Below are 16,729 nucleotides of genomic sequence, written 5' to 3'. Positions count from 1 at the left end.
ATTTCGCTATGAGATAAAAATAGCACTACAGGGTTTTAGGCATAGTGCGCTAGGGGACACGATGAAAATTACGGCAATAATAAACCAGCGCATCTTTCCCCGCAAAGGCTTTAGAAGAAAGAACCTGACAAAAGAAGACTGAGTGGGTTCCTGATTCCACAATGTTATCTACACGACAATCTAAACAGCAAACGGAATCAACTACAGCAGGAGAGCCCGTGACCAGAACGTCTGCGTCGAATAACGCTAAGCGCTCCTCAACTGAAGTCTGATGATTAGCACATTGCATTGCAATGTTGCTTTGCTCTCCTGAAAGAATGCTGACACACAAAGAGCCATTATTTCTTATAACAGTGTTGTTATTTGAGGCACGATTTATACATACAAGTAAAGTTGGTGGGTCGTCGGTGACAGAACACACGGATGAAACTGTACATGCTGCAGCACCGCAGGAGCCGTTTGATGTTACAATAGTGACAGCAGTAGGAAGGTGCGACATTGCGTGGCGAAAAGCATTTTTATCCAGCATAATAGAGCTCCAATGAGTGATGAGGTGTTATCGCATGATGTTAAATGGGCAATGACATGTAACTTTAAAAAATTTAAAACTGGTTCTTATATACAACCTTAAATCCGCTAACCATGTCGCTTTTTCAAGATGATAGATTATTTACAGTTTATATTTTATTATTCTCACTTTGAAAAAAGATCATGTTCCTGAATAGCCATAGTAAGACTGTATGGGATGTTATTTTTAATAAGCTGTTCTGCTATATCGCTTGATGGTTTATAAGGTTCAATATACTCTTGAACGGCAGGCATGACCAGATTAGTGGGTAACGTAAACTCAACTTCAGATTGATTAGGTAATGCCATTTTCCATTTTTCAATCACCTGATGCCAGTAGTTATCCATTTTTGCGCCTCCCACAAATGCTGCAGGCTGAAAAAGATTTAACAGGGCAATGTTTGTAAAATTATCAAAGATAAAGGCATCGCGCCATTCACTGGTAAAACTCAATTCTTCGCCATTCAGTCTTCTGCATTGTGCCTGGCTTAAAAATCTTTCTAAAAAATTGAAAGATATAACATCATTTTTTGCCTGATGAATAATAAACGCTATAAATGCGTCAAGTGGGAGATAAAGGGTACGGCCTTTATGTGCAAAACCGCTATTGACCTCTTGAACGGCTGTCATATAGATGAAGCTAAGAGAAATATGTTTAAACTTCATACTTGTATCAAAGTCATCACGCAAACGTCGATCTACAGAGGCAGAGTTTATTTCATTTGGTTTTAGCGAGTAAACGATATTATGTTTCTTTTTTTTATTTCGCGTGAAAAAAGTAAGTTTATCGATTTCCCCGCTGTTATTAAACCACCATGCATAAGGGCGCCAGTTGAGATCGCTAAAGTTGGTATGAGTCAAGAAAAACCTTAAATGGAACGCATTTTTGTTATTGTTTTGTAGGTCGTAGACATAACGTGAGACCCCCGCTCTTGGAAAAAAAACATTCATGCTTGCATGAGGTAAGGTAATATAAATGTCTTCTGATGTTATAAAATCATTGATTGCGCTGGGTGTGAGGCCAAGCGTTTCAAGCACATGTTCTCTTTCCCGCGTATTTAAATGAGAAAACTGATCAAGATAAAAATCAGTAATAAATCCAGAAAAATTACTTTTGAAATTTAACATCACCTAAATCCTCATAGTTAAAACTGCGACTCTGATAAACCCATAATACGTTGAAAAAAATAAGCAGTATCGCAAGTATGAGATAAGTTGTCGTTATGCTGTAAAAGGTCAAAAAAGCACCAGATGAAAGCGAAAAGACGATTTTCACACCAGAAGCGACCGAGTTTCTCATCATTGTGAATTTACCAATATGCTCTATATCAGGCATTTGATTCGTGAGTACCTTAATAGAAATCATATGCCATGAAACAAAAAAAGAAGTGAGGAATAAAAACAAGTATACGGCATAATAATTTCTTGTTGATAAGCACATCAAAATCAGACAGATGCCAGAAATACACAGAGAAAACCGTAATGAAGACTTTAGAGAAAGCATATTGAGGGTTGCTGCTATCCCCGAGATAATAACAGCACATTGTAGAGTCATATTCAGCACTGGATAGACTTGCTCGCTATTACCATATAGAGAAGATAATGAAGGAAGGGATGTATTTAAAAATTGTAAAGCTCCACTTGATGGAACAGTAAAAATCAAGGGTAGTAAAAAGTCCTTACTGCGAAAAAGATATGTAAAGGATTCATTTTTCTTAGTGGCAGAGTGAATCTGCACAATAACCTCAGCGTCTTTATTATCAGGATGCCCTTTCTCAAAAAGAGTTGAAATATAAATATTCAAAAGGTAGATGCAGCAGGTCAGCATAAGCGCTTGCATGTAGTAACCCGTACTGATAGCCCATCCTCCTATGGCCGCGCCAAAAACCTGAGCGGCCTGCATGCCAGAGGAGGCAAGCTGAAGTGCTTTTATTGCATCATTTTTACTGAATGCTGTTCTGATTATGCGATTTTGGGATGTCTTATTAAACATTTTTACAACAGATAATACGGCCTGTGCCAAATAAAAGATACTGAGCGTGATTAGTTCAAAGCCCTCATCTCTCATTAAAATAAAATAGACAATTAGCGATATGGCACTAAGCGAAACATTACTGATAAATAACTGTTTTCCAGGACTGCTCGCATCCGCTTTTTTGAGGAAAAAGAATCCTAATACGGCTGATGGGAAATATGAAGAAACTATAGTCAGACTGACAAGCATCGGACTATGAGTTTCATGATATATAAGCCACAAAAATACAACTGTCTGAATCCCTTCAGCCGCGCATGAAAGAAAATTGTATATCTGGAAGAAAGCGTTTTTTTTGGTTTCATATTTTAACATATCGACTATTACTCTTGTCTGTCAGAAATATCCTGCAAAAACTTCCTTATTTCTTCTAAGGATGATGAAGAAACATAAATCATATGATTAAAAGACGTTGAACTGGGAACTGCGGATTTAGCCGCATCCTCACGCAAATTTACATGTTTATCCACGGATACTTTTGACGTGCTTCTGATATCATCGACCGGGAAAGAAGAACAGATCCCAATAGCCGCACAATATTTATCGGATTTATGATTAAGGGGTAAAGTAAATTCTTTATCAATCTGAGAATAAATAAATGCCTCCCAGAAATCGACGCCTCTATACATAAAATACAGATCGGTCACACCCGCTCCAGGTGGACGGATACCAAATTCACCGAGTATAAATCCGTCCTGAGTGTGATACATTTCAATATGAAAAACGCCATTAGTCATTTCAAAATGACTTTGCAAATCCGTGACAAGCATTAAGGCATCTTCATGAAGAGGTGTGCCATCGGGTAAGTTGATACTGGCTCTGTTTTTACTTTTTGCCTCAAGTATAGGCCTGTCATAAATTGACAGTGTTGAAAAGAGAATATTACCGTCTTTGATTATACAATCAAGATGATACTCATCTCTCATTGAAACTTTTTCTTCAATTAACATCAATTTTTTATTTTCATTCAGATAATGATGTAAATCTTCTTTTGTGACTGTTTCGACATGTTTTGCAGAACTACCTGTAAGAGGTTTTACGATGTAATCTTTCTGGGATGACAGTAAAAGATTCTCTGAATTGATGATCTCGCCTGATAGCCAGAACGTTGGACAGGGTAAAAAATCTGAGCAAAAATTACGCATCAGGAATTTATTGGTTGCAATTGTACTTTTATAATATTTCTCACCATAAAGTGAATAACGATTACGCAATAACCCAGCCAAAGCGACAAAATCCTCAGAACTGGCTATAACATAACCGAATGATTTTTTATGCATAAAATCATCTGAAAGATTAATGATATAATCTATACTTTCGTTATCCAGTGTTCTCCTGTCAATAATAATAAACTCTATCTCATTGAGCCCTTTGATGACTCTTTCCATATTACTTTTTAACCCGAGAACCAATGCTTTTTTCTTCATGACTTTTCACCGTTTAATTTTAAAATAAATACACTATGCATATTTGTCTGGTATTTATGATAAAAGTAAAATCCTTTGCTTTCAAAATAGCGTCGGTTATAGTTTAGCGAATCTCGCAAAACGATCTTCATAAAATCCTTTCTGTTTTCATACGCTATTTTCTTCAGTTTATGAAATAATTCATTCCCTACTCCCATTTTCCTAAATGCCGGTGTGACGCAGAGAAAATGAAAGTCCAGATAAATATCATAAAGTTCATATCTCACTGCCCCCACAATGTCTGACTTGTATTTCGCGATTAGCCACTTCGAGGATTCCTGAGCAATGATATTTTCAGTAAATTGCAAAGCGGTAGGTGAGAAATTCAGCGTGTAAGGTTCGTAAACTTTCTCTAAAACCTTTCTTAACAGCTTCGCATCTTCATGCGAAGCTTGTTCAATACTGATGCCCTGAATCGTCATGCTATGAATCATCACGCTTCTTAGCCATAAATAACTCACTTATATAATCTATGCTAATTTTTCCGCCAACTGAATGTTCGTCAATCAAGATTTCAATCTCCTTCCAGAATCCATTACGATCGTTCTCAATCGCTCTTTGTACCTGGGTTGAGGAAGAAATGAATCCAAAAAAATCTTCTGAAATCATTTCCATAGTCCACCCTGTGACGACTTTCTTAAAGTTCGCAATAGGCAATTTAAAAACATTGGTGATTTCATTTTCATAATCATAGTCGCGATAATGTCTGCTGTAGCCCGGACTAAATTTCTCTAGCAAACCTTCATATTTGTTAAGCAGTTCATTATTTCTGTAATCTCGATTGTTTTGCAAAATTGCAAAAACTCCGCCTTTATTTAAAGATTTCATCGAAACTTCTAATGTTTTTGCTCTATCCATCCATTGGAAGGACTGTGCCGCCATAATGACGTCAATACGGCTTTTATCAGATAGAATATCTTCCGCTTTTCCTTTAACCCAGGTCACACCAGGCAGTTTTTCCCTTCCTTTATTTATCATATCTTCAGAAATATCTATCGCCGTGAAATCATAGTGTTTTCCAGTGACACGTGTCATACCTTCAATAGCAATACCTGTGCCTGCGCCAATATCGTAAATATTTTTGGCAGACGGCTGCATCCAGTCATGGATTTCCTTGAAAAGGATTGCAGGATAACGGGGACGATATTTATCATAGTTATCAGCCAAACCATCAAACTTTTCATTTTTCATTGCTATAACCTCTTAAAATATCACCTTTCTTTTCCATAATTTTATTTATGGTGTAGGGTATTATGCCGCCTGCACTGACAATGGCCGTCATCTGTGCGCTGGGAGGGAAAAAATTTATTTGATTATTTTCTGTATAAATTATCCCTCCAGTCAGATCTATTTTAATTTCACTTAAATCTGCAAGTTCACTCGTATCGACCTCAATCGCATGTAAACCCAGATTCCAAGAGTTCCTAAAAAAAATCCTCCCGAAAGAAGGGGAAAAAACATATTTAACACCACATGCCAACAGAGTTGTTACTGCCTGCTCCCGCGAGCTCCCTATACCGAATATTTGATCGCATACAAGCACATCATTGATACTGAGCGTTTCCCTGAATCCAGGGAAACGGTTCTCAAAAAGATGCGGTGCCAGCTTGGCCGGCTCGGTATACATATGTTTATAGCGCGCAGGTATAATATCGTCGGTCGAGATGTTCCCTTCCACGCGTCTGACGCGATAATTTTCAGCAGTTTTACTCATATGCGGACTCTCCCTCAAAATGTGGAACAGTGCCGTTCAATGCAACCATCGCTGCAGTTCGTGGAGAACATAAAAAGATGTCTGCATCAGCATTCCCCATTCTTCCCTTAAAGTTGCGGTTCATCGTACTTAAAACTTTCTCCCCATCCGCAGGAATGGTTCCTTGGGTACCCACACAAGCTCCGCAACCCGGTGGTGTGACAATAATGCCAGAGCGGATAAGCGTATCGATATATCCCGCCTGAAGAGCTTTTAGATAAACACTTTTCGATCCCGGCGTCAGAAGGCAGTGAATATCGGGATGTATTGTTTTACCAGCAACAATTTCGGCCACCTCTCTGATATCTTCAAGTCTGCTGTTAGTACAGCTTCCAATAAAAATATAATCGAATTTCAGACCCTCAAAGTCATTTGCAGGTTTGGCATACAAAGGACTGTGAGGTGGTGCGATATGGGGCATTAATTCTGATACAGAAAAATTAATGACACTGTCTGCCACTGAGGCATCCGCCTTCAATAACCCCTCTGGTCTGCCTTCCCCATCTGGCATAAATATGCATTTGGCTCCTAACTCAACAGCCATACTTGCAAAACTTGCAGCTTCGTCAAGCGTTAGCTGTTCTGCCCATTCCCCTGAAACTTCGATAGATTTATAAAGAAATGGTATTTGTCCGTATTTATTTAAAAGTGCCAACATGACATCTTTTGCCCGCACATCTTTTCCCGTTTTACCCTTGATGCACAAATGGACTGTTTGAGGGACTTTCAACCACGTTTGTCCTGTTAGCATAGCAACCAGAATATCCGAAGCCCCCATTCCCAGTGCTAAAGACTGTACGGCCCCCCCTGTACAAGTATGGGAATCTGCGCCCAGCACAATATTGCCGGGCTTAAATATTTCACTCTCCAGGGCAATGACGTGACTAATTCCCTCACCTCGTGAATAGATGTTTATTCCAAGTTTTTTTGCAAACTCCATGGCCTCGTTGACACGTTTAGCCATTGTTTTATCAGGTACCAGAACTGAATGGTCGAAGAAGAACCCGATTTTATCGGGTTCCAGTACCTCAGACAGATGATAATCCTGAAACAGTTTTGCCACGGTTGGTGAATTTCCATCCTGAACATAGACGTAGTCAACATCCACCGTGATCAGTTCACCTGCTGAAACCTGACCTCTGCCACTGTGTGACGCAATGATCTGGTTAACAATCGGCTGATTACTTTTCATATCTGTTTACCCCGCGGTATACAGATCAACTAATACATGTGGAGGGATCCCACCGGGGTGGCGCACGGCATGACTTCTGACGCGTTCTAAACAGCGATCAAGAGCCTTATCATCGGCAGCTTTCACGCCTGACTCTTCGAGAAAATGTTTGATAATGGCGCGACCAGAATGTTTACCCACGACCAGGCGTCGTTCTCCTCCCACCGTAGCTGGGTCGAAGGGTTCAAAAGTACTGCTGTCTTTGAGCATACCATTTGCGTGAATGCCCGATTCATGTGCAAAAACGTTATCGCCTACGATCGGCTGCCATGGACTGATTTTTTGATGACTGTACCTGGCGACCGTTTCACTCAACGCGATTAATTTTGTTAAATCGAGCCCTAAATCAACCCCGTGGAAAAAGTGCAATGCCATAGCGACTTGTGCCAGGTCTGGCATTCCAGCCCTTTCACCAATGCCATTGACGCAGACATGAAAGTAGCGTGCTCCTGCTTCAATGCCTGCCAACGTGTTAGCAACTGCAAAACCAAAATCATTGTGGCAATGGCACTGCAAATCGATGTTAACGTTCTTGTTTAACAAAGAGACTTTTTCTTTGTATTGTGCGGGAGAAAGAATACCAATCGTGTCAGAGAGGCGAAGACGATCGGCGCCAGCCTCAGCAACTACCTGTGCATACTCCTGTAAGAATCCAATATCTGTTCGGCCTATATCTTCTGCGCTGATAGAAACAAACATCCCTTTGTCTTTGGCAAACTTAACTAAATCTGAAGCCGTCTTTACAAGCCAGGACTTATCTTTCTTAACGCTTTTCTCTAAATGGATAGCTGAAGTCGGTAGCCCGATATGCACCGCTTTGAACCCAAGTGAGATACTGTACTCAATGTCTTCAAGCACACCTCGGTTCCACGCGATGATGTTAATTTCATTTTTTCTCTCTAACATTTCCGACAGAGCCTTTACTTCATCACCCTTCATCGCAGGTATTCCGGCTTCGATCCATTTAACGCCCATATTTGCAAGTAGATGGAAAATTTCTACTTTTTGTTCTGGTGTAAATGCAACACCTGGCGCCTGCTCACCATCACGTAAAGTGGTATCTTCAAGAATCAGATTTTTATTTAGCATTTTATATTTCCTCGCATCACATTATTGATTAAACAATTTATTAGTAGGTCTTTTAAGTCCCAGTTTTTCTCTTAATGTTCCAGTAGAATATGATTTTTTATACCACCCTTTTTCCTGAATAAGTGGAATAACATGATCGAACAAGTCAATAAGAGATTCAGGCATGAGAGGAGGCATAATGTTGAAACCATCACATGCTTCATTTTCAACCCACTTAATCATTTCATCCGCTAAATCTTGATAGGAACCTGTAAATGTATAATGTCCTCTTGAAATGATTATTTTTTCATAAAGTTGCCTGATACATAAATTTTCTTTTCGAGCTAAATCGATTATGATTTTTTGTCTACTCTGATTACCATTAGATTTTGGTAAATCTGGTAATGGTCCTTCAGGATCATTATTTTTTAAATCAACCCCACCCAGTAAATCTGACAACATACTTAAGCCAAATGGTTGAGGGATCAGCGCGTTGAGATCATTAAGCTTTTTACGGGCTTTAGATTCATCACTTGCAATATAAAAGCTTAACCCAGGAAGAATAAGAAGTTCACTTTTTGATCTTCCGTATTTTTCCATTCGCCCTTTGAGATCATCATAGAATTTTTTTGCATCTTCAATATTGTTTTGTGCAGTAAAAACAATATCTGCTGTTTTTGCAGCTAACTCTTTTCCTTCCTCAGAAGAACCCGCCTGGACGATGACGGGATAGCCCTGAGGAGGGCGAGCTATGTTTAATGGGCCTTTTACATTAAAATATTCGCCCACAAAATTTATTTCTCGGTATTTATCCTTAACGAAGAATTGTCCACTGGTTTTATTCCTGACTAAAGCATTGTCTTCCCAACTGTCCCACAAGCCACTGATAACCTGCCATGCTTCCCAAGCCATATCATAACGCTTTGAATGCTCTGGATGAGCGGCAAGACCAAAGTTTTTAGCCGCATCCGACTTTGAGGATGTCACCAGATTCCACCCTGCCCGTCCTTTGCTAATGTAATCCAGCGAAGCAAATTCCCTCGCAATGTTGTAAGGGTGTTTGTACGTCGTTGAAGCCGTCGCAACCAGCCCAATATTTTGTGTTTGAGATGCTAAATAAGATAATAATGATAATGGCTCCAGTACAGATACCCTGCTGCCATAACCGTCCATATTGTCCTGAAAGACAGAAGGCGTATCTGCAAGAAAAAGTAAATCAGCTAATCCTTTCTCACACACTCTTGCAAGATTGGCATACGCATCAATATCAAGCGCTGCCGCTGCATTTACGCCACTTTCGCGCCATGAAGCAGGATGGTGTCCTGTCCCATACGATATATAGGCACCTATTCTCATCTCTTTTCTTTTCATGGTCATTCTCTTTAAGGAATCAGTGAAATAATTTCCTTTACACTCATGCAAGAGTTTTCTACCTCTGCCGTCCTGCCATATCTCAATATTTCTTTTGAAACATTTTCCATTGCTTTATAAGCAGCCCTGAGCATATGGTTTGCATAAATGATCACATTAAAACCTGCTTCACTGAGTTCTCTGTTGCTGGTTGCAGAATAGGTAGTAGGAACACAAATTAATGGCACTGATGGATATTTTTTCCGAAATTTCGTACTGAATAAGAAAACTTCATCCGGTGTCTTCTTACAACTGTGAATCATAATTCCGTCTGCACCTGCTTCAACGTATGCGTCGGCACGTTCGAGTGCATGATCTACGTCGAACCCTGCAATAAGACTTTCAAGTCTGGCTATGATCATAAAATCATCAATATAAACTGCAGATTTTCCTCTTTTAATCTTCTCTGAAAAATCATTAATATCTGCGAGAGTCTGTTCTACTTCAGTGCCGAACAACGAATTTTTCTTTAATCCTGTTTTATCTTCGATGATGACGCCATTTACACCGTTGTTAATCATTCTTTTTACGTAATAACTAAAATGTTCTGGTTGCCCCCCTGTATCAGCGTCCATGATGATGGGCATGTCTGTGACATTTCGGATATCAGCAATATTTTCTAGCCTGCTGCTTAATGCCAGTGTTTCGTTATCGGGAATACCGCGAGATGCTGAGTCCGTTAACGAGCTTGACCATATACCGTCGAATTTGACAATACGCCCTTCTGAATTAGTTTGTTCTGCTTTAGACGCAATTAATGCGGAGAGAGGATTATGGGCCTCAATAAAAATCAGAGTACCCTTTTCTGCAATAAGTTTTTTGATCATATAAACACCTTTGATGCGTAAAGATGAGAAATTAAGGCGCTCATAGAGAGTGCCTGCCTAAACGCTTTACTTTCCGAGGTGAAAAAATGAACAATAAAAATATATGAAAAAGTCGTTAGTTTATTCAATGCGTCATTTAAAGTCTGGCAGTCTGATTTGGCGCATTTCGGCACTGAAAACGCTTATCTACATTAGCAACGCTGAACACTAACTGTTGTTTATCACTGCCGTCACGCTTATGCCTGTGAAGTATCTTATAGCTACCGGTCAACAATCTTATCAACTAAATTTATATTTCTATTTGTTAATAGAAGTGTAAATTTTTGTCAGTTTCATGAAAATCACATAATTATCAATTAATTAAATTATTTCTTTTTTATTAAGATTAAAATTAGAAGAGACATATCGCCATTAAACATTAGAAAAAAATGATCTTTTACATTTATGATAGTTACCACATAAAATATGTAACAGTTGAAATTTATTCAAGTTTTTTAAGCCTATGTATTTTCTGATATAACTAATTTTTACGAAACAATTTGTTTCTTTTATTAATAAAATTTATTTTAATTTATTTTAATTTATTTATATTTAAGCGATCTTCCAAACTCACATCCTTTAAAATAAATAAGATTTATCTTATATTTAAAATCAATTATCTTTCCGCATATATCCACGATAATGTTTTTTGGAATGTTGCTTAAGACAGTGGATAAATTAATCTCACACGCCTCGCTTTGACTGTTACTGAATCCCCTACTTCCTCTTGGGTGGTAAGACCCGCATCTTGGGACAGATAACGTTGGTGACATGATTCGTTTGTGGCATAACCGTTGAAAGCAACCGAGTGATTACGATCTTTCCATTCGGCGGCGTGACACATTTCCCGTGTTTTTTTTCGCTTAGCAGGAATTCCCTTTCTGACGTTTTTTCTTTACGGCCCACGTGGTGTCAGTAAGCGAAGCTGATAGTGACAGTGCATTGATAGCGATTAAGAATAAGTGAGAATATGGCGGGAATTATGTTTCATAATGCATACTTCAAGTGCCATGCTCCTCGTCATCAACTACAGTTAACTGATTCAATATTCAGTCAAAACAGGATTACCATGTCCTCTTCCCTGACATCACATCTCTTTGCACGCCTGCGCCTGCTGATCTCCATCGCCGCAGGCGTAATCTGTTATTTCTTCTTGCCTGAGCAGTTAGGGGAATTACAGCGTTTGTTGATCGGCTGGAACGTGCTGGCATGGCTTTATCTGTGGTTTATCTGGTTTCGTATGCTGCGCACGGAGGCAGACCAAATCAAGCACATCGCCCAGATGCAGGATCAAAGCGCCACGTTGGTTCTGGGGATGGTGATTGTTGCCTGTATGATCAGCATCGTCGCGATCATGAGCGAGCTACCAACGTTAAAAAGTCTCACGGGTACGCCGCGCGCCCTGCATATGTTACTGACTGCATTGACGCTTATTGCGTCATGGGCCTTGCTGCCCAGTTCATTTGCTATGCACTATGCTCATCAGCACTACCTGCATCGTAGCCATGGCGTTATCCCGCTGATCTTCCCGGAAAAGCCTGCCAATCCCGCCTATTGGGATTTTCTGTACTTCTCATTTACCATCGCGGTGGCATCCCAGACGGCTGATGTGGCAACGGGCACGATGGAAATGCGTAAACTCGCGCTGTTGCAGTCGGTTATCTCGTTTATTTTTAATCTGGCTATTCTGGGGCTATCCGTCAATGTGGCAGCCAGCTTACTGAGCTGAGGTACTGCGGAGAAGGAGGAAAGAGGGCAGCAATGCGTGGAGGAGCTGAACAGGGTGTGACAGGACAGAGAGGCGCGGGCAACCAAACCTGTGTAGCCCGTTCCTGCCGCCTCTCAGAGAGGGGCAGGAATAAACAGGAGGATTAACCGCCCTGCTGTTGCCCCTGCTGTTTACTGTCAGCCTCTTTCTGTTTCTTTTTGGCCATATGGTGGCCAACTGCGCAGCCTGCTGCTGCACCGGCAACGCCGTGATGTTTAACGTGACCCGCCACACCGCCCACGGCCGCGCCCTTCAGACAGCCTTTTGCCTCTGCCTGTGAACTCATCGCCATAAGCAGACCTGCGGTAACAAGAATAAGTGAAAGTTTTTTCATTGAATGACTCCCTGATAAATAGCGAAAACGCGTTACTGTCTTCTGAGCATAGCTAACCAGAACACTTCTGCTGGCCGGGGTGAGTAAATCTTCAAACCGTTTAACCGCCGTTAAGAATTTTATTTATCGTGGCGCAGATCGTTCATTTTTAAAGCGAAACGGTTAACCGGTAAGGAAAGATGTGATGGCAAACCGCGTTAAAAATGGGCAGTAGCGATGCGATGCAGACACCGTTTGAACTGCGCAGGACAATATAAAAAAACCGCCCTTCGGCGGTTGAGATCCAATCGAACCATCAGTGTTCAGATCAGGAAGTGCGGCAGGTCGAATTCAGGACATGTCATCCTGAGTGTCATCGTGCGGGCAGGGTTCACCGGTATCATCACAGGCAGGATTAATACGCAGACCGCTTGACAGCTTTTGATGTGCTGCAAGCTCAATTTTACCCGTATTATCCGTCATGTTTTTCTGGAACAAAGAAGAAACTGGCTGTTGATCATTTATTGAAAATAAGTGGTGCGCGTCGGGAGCCGCTAATGCTGCATTCTGAAAAGTAACAAACGTCGCGATCGAGAATACCGTTGTTTTCAGTGCCATTTTGACGGGAGAATTTTTCATAGCTTACCCTTAAGAGATTGCTCCTGGGATGACAGAACGCTCTGCTGTTCTGCTCTGTGCTGTATCTAACCTCAGCAGTGGCAAAATAGATCCTTTATATTTCCATTGTAAGACGGACCTGATAAATCAGATTATTCCTTGCCAGATCGTGACCTGTTCACCTCATGTTTAAATTAAAATTATTCAATAAAATCATAAAATAAGTCAGATTAATGTCGTTTAACCTGGCTGCGAAGACGCTCAGTAACGCACCGCGAATAACGTACCAAACCCAATTAGAGCAACGGAGAATAAAAGGCTGTTGATCCCGCCTGGCTCCAGTCTTAAACGTGGCTTCAAACCGTAATGCCAACATCCGCGTGCGTGTAAACCCTGTGCCCAAGGCTGTCAGAAATTTCATGCTTTTACGGCGATCTTATTTGCGCATAACTTTCATGAGGAAACGTTAAAGACGCGCTTTGTTTTTCTGCTTTTGTTTATCCTGAAGCATCAATCACTATCAGGCCGCATTCGTGGCGGCTGGCTCGGGAAGCCTAAAATGAAAGTACAAAAACTTGAACAACCTGCTTCACTCAAGACGCTTGAGCCATGGGGAACCGTGGAAGGTCTGCCTGGCTCACCCGAAATCGCACTGGCAGGACTGCAAAAGGTAATTCCGGGCCATGAAAGCATTGATATGGGCATTTTTGAATGTACGCCTGGAAGTTATCGTCGTGGCGTTAAGCAAGCAGAGATGATGCATTTCCTGTCAGGAACAGGGTCGTTTACAGCAGATGGCGAAGCGCCGCAGCATTTTAAACCCGGTGACACCTTGTTCTTCGAAGCCAATACCGAAGGCACCTGGGTGATGGACACAACCATGCGCAAGCTCTACGTTATCTTCGACACGCTTTAAACGCCTGTGCACTGATTCACTCTGTAAGGGTGAATCAGGACAGCATGAAATTCACCGCATCGCTGGCATGGATTTTGGTGGTATCGAACACCGGTAACGCACTTTGCTGTTCTGGAATCAGCAAGCCTATTTCCGTGCAGCCAAAAATAATGCCTTGTGCGCCTTGCGTAGCCAGTTGCTGTATCACGTCAAGATAATAGTGCCGGGAAGCGTCCGTAAATATCCCCATACACAGTTCATCAAAAATGATGCGGTTAATGACCTCACGTTGCTCCGCTTCGGGTACGACAGTGTTTATTGAGAACGACTTAGTCAGGCGACCCAGATAGAAATCCTGTTCCATCGTATATCGTGTGCCAAGCAAGGCAACACGGTTCATTCCTTTGCTCACTATCTCACGGCCCGTCGCGTCGGCAATATGTAAAAACGGCAAATCACAGCGGGACTCAATCGCGTCGGCAACCTTATGCATGGTATTGGTGCACAACACGATGGCATCAGCTCCGGCCATTGCCAGACCTTGTGCTGCCTCGGTCAGTAACTCACCTGCCCGATCCCAGTGACCACTGCGTTGGCAGGCTTCAATCTCATGGAAATCGACGCTGTGCAGAAGCAGTTTTGCAGAATGCAGGCCACCTAACCGGGCCCTGATCCCCTCATTAATTAAACGATAATAAGGGATTGTCGATTCCCAGCTCATGCCGCCAATAAGCCCAATCGTTTTCATCATTATCCTGTGAAGAGTTTTGCTACAAAAGCCATGAAACTGCTGATAACAGCGGCCTTAGCCCAACGGGCTATGGCCGTTTATCAGGCATTCACGTTCTGCTTTTGCCACTAAGATTTATTGCCTTTTTCACTTGCCTGCTGCAAGGCAGTAATTACCGTTCCGGGGGTTAATACCTGAGGCAACACCACCGGTTTTCCGCCATCAGCCGGATAAACCACATAAAGCGGCAACCCACCACGACCAAAGTCACTGAGCGCCTGTTCAACGTCAGGATTGTACTTTGTCGAGTCTGCAATCATATAGATGGTGTTCGTGCGTGCCATGGCTGTTTTTACCGCCTGGGTAGACAGCGAGGTGCGTTCGTTTACCTGGCAGGTAATGCACCAGGAGGCGGTAAAGTTCACCAGGACCGGTTTACCCTGCCCTTTAATGGCATCAACGTTCTGAGGTGACCACGCAACCGCCGCCGCCGCAACAACATCTGACGAATCCGCTGCCGCCGTTGAGCCCTTAAGCGTGACTAAAGGGGGAACCAGCAAAACGATCACGACAGCCGTAGCGATGTGTAAAGCCCAATGCCGCCTTCCCATCATCTGCCGCTTTTGTGCCAGTCCATACAGCCAGGCGGCAAAACTCAGTAGCAGGCAGCAGGTCAGTATCGCCGCCAGCGCGGTTGAGCCTGCCTGGCGCTCCAGCACCCAGATTAACCAGCCAGCCGCACCTAACATCGGAAATGCCAGGGCATGTTTTAAGGTGATCATCCAGGCGCCCGGCGATGGCAGTATCCTGGCGACGATGGGGAAAAAGGAAATCAAGGTGAAAGGCGCGGCAAAGCCCAGCGCCAGCGAAAGGAAAATAATAAAACTGATAAAGGGCGGCTGCGTCAGCGCATAACCTACCGCACTGGCCATGAAGGGCGCACTGCAGGGCGTGGCAACAATGATGGCCAATGCCCCTGTCAACGCGGAACCAATCAGCCCACCCTGGCTGCCCCCGACTTCGCCGACCCGCTGAAGTGATAATCCCACTTCAAACAGGCCGAACAGATTGAGCGCCGAGGCCAGCATCACCAGGACTAACACTGCAATCACCAGAGGTGATTGCAGTTGAAAGCCCCAGCCCACGGATGCCCCACCCAATCGCGCCAGCAATAACAGACTGACCAGTAAAACCATGGTGACAACAACGCCAACCAAAAACGCGAGCCCTTCTGCGCGAGCATGGGCTGGCCGGGCGTGATGCCGTATCAGGCTCAACGCTTTGAGCGAAATAACCGGAAACACGCATGGCATAAGATTAAGTATGATGCCACCCAGAAAAGCGGCGGCGATAGCAGTCAGCATGATTTATCTGTCCAGATCTGAGATTAAGCCGGGTTAGCCTGGCGGTATTTTTTCACAGCATCCAGCGTTTTCTGGATATGGGATTCCGGGTTTTTATCCGTATAACTCAGTAAAATTTTGCCATCTGGCGCAATAACATAGGAGGTACGATCGGAAAGCGTTTTACCTTTCATCTCCATGGTACTTTTATATTCCGCGGCCACTTTTGCACCCGGATCGGCGGCAACGGTGAATTTATCGCGGCATTCAAGCTTTGAGAATTTCTCAATCTGGTCGGTGTTACCTGCGGTCACGCCGATAACTGTCGCACCCTGTTTTTTAAATTCATCGGTGGCTTCAGCAAATGCGTGTGCTTCTAACGTACAACCGGCACTAAACGCCGCTGGGAAAAAATAAAGCACGACCGGGCCTTTTTGCAGCGCCTGCTGCAAGGAGAAGGTTGTTTCTTTACCTGCCAGTGCGGCTTCCAGTTTAAAATCTGGCGCATTTGCACCGACCGGTAATGCAGCAAATGCGGAGGTCATCGGCAGGCTCAGTGCCAGGAGCGTTGCGGTCGTCAATATTTTCAGGTGATTCTTGATACGCATTATTTTTTTCTCCGTCGACAAGCAGGCAAAAGTGCCCTTGTACTTTAATACTAGGTTCGTT

18 protein-coding genes are annotated in these 16,729 nt (G+C 42.6%); 2 read left to right on the top strand and 16 right to left on the bottom strand.

Annotation, left to right across the window (positions count from 1 at the left end):
• Nucleotides 1-49 precede the first annotated feature (49 nt).
• From NR177_RS10790 to aepX, 11 genes are all read right to left on the bottom strand, one after another.
• Complete coding sequence (locus NR177_RS10790; RefSeq protein WP_256852883.1) at nt 50-529, bottom strand: flavin reductase; 480 nt, start codon at nt 527-529, stop codon at nt 50-52.
• A gap of 164 nt (nt 530-693) precedes the next feature.
• On the bottom strand, nt 694-1,695 hold the full coding sequence (locus NR177_RS10785; RefSeq protein ID WP_256852882.1) for a hypothetical protein: 1,002 nt from the start codon (nt 1,693-1,695) through the stop codon (nt 694-696).
• Nucleotides 1,676-2,914: an MFS transporter gene (locus NR177_RS10780; protein WP_241568086.1), complete on the bottom strand. Its 1,239-nt coding sequence runs from the start codon at nt 2,912-2,914 to the stop codon at nt 1,676-1,678. The genes NR177_RS10785 and NR177_RS10780 overlap by 20 nt, the downstream gene beginning before the upstream one ends.
• Before the next feature lie 8 nt (nt 2,915-2,922).
• Nucleotides 2,923-4,026, bottom strand: coding sequence for an acetyl-CoA carboxylase biotin carboxylase subunit family protein (locus tag NR177_RS10775; RefSeq protein ID WP_256852881.1), 1,104 nt, complete (start codon nt 4,024-4,026; stop codon nt 2,923-2,925).
• Complete coding sequence (locus NR177_RS10770) at nt 4,023-4,499, bottom strand: GNAT family N-acetyltransferase (RefSeq protein WP_256852880.1); 477 nt, start codon at nt 4,497-4,499, stop codon at nt 4,023-4,025. The genes NR177_RS10775 and NR177_RS10770 overlap by 4 nt, the downstream gene beginning before the upstream one ends.
• Nucleotides 4,489-5,256 (bottom strand): trans-aconitate 2-methyltransferase, encoded by a 768-nt coding sequence (locus tag NR177_RS10765; protein WP_256852879.1) that lies wholly within the window; start codon nt 5,254-5,256, stop codon nt 4,489-4,491. Before NR177_RS10765 ends, NR177_RS10770 begins: the two co-directional genes overlap by 11 nt.
• On the bottom strand, nt 5,246-5,779 hold the full coding sequence (locus NR177_RS10760) for a hypothetical protein (protein WP_256852878.1): 534 nt from the start codon (nt 5,777-5,779) through the stop codon (nt 5,246-5,248). Before NR177_RS10760 ends, NR177_RS10765 begins: the two co-directional genes overlap by 11 nt.
• The gene (locus NR177_RS10755) at nt 5,772-7,010 is read right to left on the bottom strand and encodes an aconitase/3-isopropylmalate dehydratase large subunit family protein (RefSeq protein ID WP_256852877.1); all 1,239 of its coding nucleotides are present in this window, start codon (nt 7,008-7,010) and stop codon (nt 5,772-5,774) included. The genes NR177_RS10760 and NR177_RS10755 overlap by 8 nt, the downstream gene beginning before the upstream one ends.
• 6 nt (nt 7,011-7,016) lie before the next feature.
• Nucleotides 7,017-8,138, bottom strand: coding sequence for a hypothetical protein (locus NR177_RS10750; RefSeq protein ID WP_241568080.1), 1,122 nt, complete (start codon nt 8,136-8,138; stop codon nt 7,017-7,019).
• Between the two features lie 21 nt (nt 8,139-8,159).
• Entirely contained in the window at nt 8,160-9,488 is a 1,329-nt protein-coding gene (locus NR177_RS10745) for an LLM class flavin-dependent oxidoreductase (protein ID WP_256852876.1), read from the bottom strand.
• An 11-nt stretch (nt 9,489-9,499) separates the two neighbouring features.
• Nucleotides 9,500-10,354, bottom strand: coding sequence for a phosphoenolpyruvate mutase (gene aepX, locus NR177_RS10740; protein ID WP_241568078.1), 855 nt, complete (start codon nt 10,352-10,354; stop codon nt 9,500-9,502).
• Between the two features lie 1,108 nt (nt 10,355-11,462).
• On the opposite strand from aepX, the gene NR177_RS10735 reads away from it, so the two are divergent.
• A complete protein-coding gene (locus NR177_RS10735; RefSeq protein ID WP_218995555.1) occupies nt 11,463-12,122 on the top strand; it encodes a DUF1345 domain-containing protein in 660 nt (219 codons plus the stop codon).
• A 142-nt stretch (nt 12,123-12,264) separates the two neighbouring features.
• On the opposite strand, the gene NR177_RS10730 is transcribed toward NR177_RS10735, so the two are convergent.
• Together NR177_RS10730 and NR177_RS10725 are read right to left on the bottom strand one after the other, a co-directional pair.
• Complete coding sequence (locus tag NR177_RS10730; protein WP_096011561.1) at nt 12,265-12,495, bottom strand: hypothetical protein; 231 nt, start codon at nt 12,493-12,495, stop codon at nt 12,265-12,267.
• 330 nt (nt 12,496-12,825) lie between these two features.
• Nucleotides 12,826-13,113, bottom strand: coding sequence for a hypothetical protein (locus NR177_RS10725; RefSeq protein WP_241568077.1), 288 nt, complete (start codon nt 13,111-13,113; stop codon nt 12,826-12,828).
• 538 nt (nt 13,114-13,651) lie between these two features.
• On the opposite strand from NR177_RS10725, the gene NR177_RS10720 reads away from it, so the two are divergent.
• A complete protein-coding gene (locus NR177_RS10720; protein WP_063877101.1) occupies nt 13,652-14,008 on the top strand; it encodes a cupin domain-containing protein in 357 nt (118 codons plus the stop codon).
• A gap of 34 nt (nt 14,009-14,042) precedes the next feature.
• Here NR177_RS10720 and NR177_RS10715 read toward each other — a convergent pair whose 3' ends face one another.
• From NR177_RS10715 to NR177_RS10705, 3 genes are all read right to left on the bottom strand, one after another.
• Nucleotides 14,043-14,735, bottom strand: coding sequence for an aspartate/glutamate racemase (locus NR177_RS10715; protein WP_109717765.1), 693 nt, complete (start codon nt 14,733-14,735; stop codon nt 14,043-14,045).
• Between the two features lie 110 nt (nt 14,736-14,845).
• The gene (locus tag NR177_RS10710) at nt 14,846-16,081 is read right to left on the bottom strand and encodes a protein-disulfide reductase DsbD (protein WP_109717764.1); all 1,236 of its coding nucleotides are present in this window, start codon (nt 16,079-16,081) and stop codon (nt 14,846-14,848) included.
• Between the two features lie 23 nt (nt 16,082-16,104).
• Nucleotides 16,105-16,668, bottom strand: coding sequence for a peroxiredoxin (locus NR177_RS10705; RefSeq protein WP_063877072.1), 564 nt, complete (start codon nt 16,666-16,668; stop codon nt 16,105-16,107).
• Nucleotides 16,669-16,729: the final 61 nt, after the last annotated feature.

It is taken from the genome of Pantoea sp. Fr+CA_20 (assembly GCF_024520835.1).
Taxonomy (GTDB): domain Bacteria; phylum Pseudomonadota; class Gammaproteobacteria; order Enterobacterales; family Enterobacteriaceae; genus Pantoea; species Pantoea allii.
Note: the sequence above shows the minus strand (reverse complement) of the source record. Positions and strands in the feature narration are given on the sequence as shown.

Bases quoted from the DNA above. Each gene is read 5' to 3' on its own strand.
- NR177_RS10785 (WP_256852882.1), bottom strand. From the start codon at position 1,695: ATGTTAAATTTCAAAAGTAATTTTTCTGGATTTATTACTGATTTTTAT.
- NR177_RS10705 (WP_063877072.1), bottom strand. From the start codon at position 16,668: ATGCGTATCAAGAATCACCTGAAAATATTGACGACCGCAACGCTCCTG.
- NR177_RS10720 (WP_063877101.1), top strand. From the start codon at position 13,652: ATGAAAGTACAAAAACTTGAACAACCTGCTTCACTCAAGACGCTTGAG.
- NR177_RS10710 (WP_109717764.1), bottom strand. From the start codon at position 16,081: ATGCTGACTGCTATCGCCGCCGCTTTTCTGGGTGGCATCATACTTAAT.
- NR177_RS10735 (WP_218995555.1), top strand. From the start codon at position 11,463: ATGTCCTCTTCCCTGACATCACATCTCTTTGCACGCCTGCGCCTGCTG.
- NR177_RS10750 (WP_241568080.1), bottom strand. From the start codon at position 8,138: ATGCTAAATAAAAATCTGATTCTTGAAGATACCACTTTACGTGATGGT.
- NR177_RS10780 (WP_241568086.1), bottom strand. From the start codon at position 2,914: ATGTTAAAATATGAAACCAAAAAAAACGCTTTCTTCCAGATATACAAT.
- NR177_RS10765 (WP_256852879.1), bottom strand. From the start codon at position 5,256: ATGAAAAATGAAAAGTTTGATGGTTTGGCTGATAACTATGATAAATAT.
- NR177_RS10730 (WP_096011561.1), bottom strand. From the start codon at position 12,495: ATGAAAAAACTTTCACTTATTCTTGTTACCGCAGGTCTGCTTATGGCG.
- NR177_RS10770 (WP_256852880.1), bottom strand. From the start codon at position 4,499: ATGATTCATAGCATGACGATTCAGGGCATCAGTATTGAACAAGCTTCG.
- NR177_RS10755 (WP_256852877.1), bottom strand. From the start codon at position 7,010: ATGAAAAGTAATCAGCCGATTGTTAACCAGATCATTGCGTCACACAGT.
- aepX (WP_241568078.1), bottom strand. From the start codon at position 10,354: ATGATCAAAAAACTTATTGCAGAAAAGGGTACTCTGATTTTTATTGAG.
- NR177_RS10790 (WP_256852883.1), bottom strand. From the start codon at position 529: ATGCTGGATAAAAATGCTTTTCGCCACGCAATGTCGCACCTTCCTACT.
- NR177_RS10775 (WP_256852881.1), bottom strand. From the start codon at position 4,026: ATGAAGAAAAAAGCATTGGTTCTCGGGTTAAAAAGTAATATGGAAAGA.
- NR177_RS10725 (WP_241568077.1), bottom strand. From the start codon at position 13,113: ATGAAAAATTCTCCCGTCAAAATGGCACTGAAAACAACGGTATTCTCG.
- NR177_RS10715 (WP_109717765.1), bottom strand. From the start codon at position 14,735: ATGAAAACGATTGGGCTTATTGGCGGCATGAGCTGGGAATCGACAATC.
- NR177_RS10745 (WP_256852876.1), bottom strand. From the start codon at position 9,488: ATGAAAAGAAAAGAGATGAGAATAGGTGCCTATATATCGTATGGGACA.
- NR177_RS10760 (WP_256852878.1), bottom strand. From the start codon at position 5,779: ATGAGTAAAACTGCTGAAAATTATCGCGTCAGACGCGTGGAAGGGAAC.